This window comes from Micromonospora sp. NPDC049497 (assembly GCF_044465805.1).
Classification (GTDB): Bacteria; Actinomycetota; Actinomycetes; order Mycobacteriales; family Micromonosporaceae; genus Micromonospora.
The window spans coordinates 1-1045 of record NZ_JBITMC010000049.1 but is presented as its reverse complement, the minus strand read 5'-3'; the positions used below and the strand labels follow the sequence as shown (position 1 = coordinate 1045).

Sequence of the window (1045 nt, the reverse complement as noted above, 5' to 3'; positions counted from 1 at the left end):
TGTCAACGCCGGCTCAACCTTGACCCCTCTGTTCCGGCCGAATGTTGACCCCCTCGCTGGTTGTTGATGTTCAGTCGTTGGTCTTGGTGGCTGCGGGGACGCGGCCGAGGTCGCGGTCTTTGAGTCGGTAGCTGTCGCCCTTCATGGAGATGACCTCGGCGTGGTGGACGAGGCGGTCGATCATGGCTGCGGCGACGACGTCGTCGCCGAACACTTCGCCCCACCTGCCGAAGGGTTTGTTGCTGGTGACGATCAGGCTGGCTCGTTCGTAGCGGTTGGAGACGAGCTGGAAGAACAGGTTCGCGGCTTCGGCTTCGAAGGGGATGTAGCCGACCTCGTCGACGATCAGCAGCGGGATCCGGCCGAGCTTGACCAGTTCGTCTTGCAGGCGCCCGGCGTGGTGGGCCTCGGCGAGGCGGGACACCCACTGGGCTGCGGTGGCGAACGCGACCCGGTGTCCGGCCTGACAGGCCCGGATCCCGAGGCCGATGGACAGGTGGGTTTTCCCGGTGCCGGGCGGGCCGAGGAACACCACGTTCTCCCGGCCGGTGATGAAGTCGAGGGTGCCCAGGTGGGCGATGGTCTCCCGCTTCAACGACCGCTGGTGCTCGAAGTCGAACTCCTCCAGGCTCTTGCGAGCCGGGAACCTTGCTGCCCGAATGCGTCCCTCACCGCCATGGGCCTCACGGGCGGCGACTTCGCGTTGCAGGCAGGCGGCGAGGAACTCCTCATGCGTCCAGGACTCCGCCCGAGCCCGCTCCGCCAGCCTCTCGACGGACGCGGCCAGGGACGGCGCCTTCAGCGCGCGGGTGAGGAACGCGATCTCCGAGGCGACGTTGCGGTTGGTCTTGGCGGCCATCACGCAGCCACCTCAACGTCCAGGCCGAACAGGCGGTCGTAGTCGCTCAACGGCCGGCGTTCGACCTGGGCGTCGACGGCAGTCGCCGGGGTGCGTTGGGCGGCGATGCGCAGGTCCGCGGCGGCTTGCCGGTGGGCGGGGTCGGTGATGCTCTGATGGCTCGCCCAGCAGCGGTCATGCCGGGCC

The 1045-nt window shown here is 68.3% G+C and carries 1 protein-coding gene and 1 pseudogene; both read right to left on the bottom strand.

All coding sequences use genetic code 11. From position 1 onward, the window contains the following. Positions 1-70 precede the first annotated feature (70 nt). A complete protein-coding gene (istB, locus tag ACIBR0_RS28725) occupies positions 71-859 on the bottom strand; it encodes an IS21-like element helper ATPase IstB (protein WP_396720872.1) in 789 nt (262 codons plus the stop codon). After that, positions 859-1045: pseudogene (locus ACIBR0_RS28720) on the bottom strand (IS21 family transposase); the annotation flags it as partial. The gene istB and the pseudogene ACIBR0_RS28720, both read right to left, overlap by 1 nt.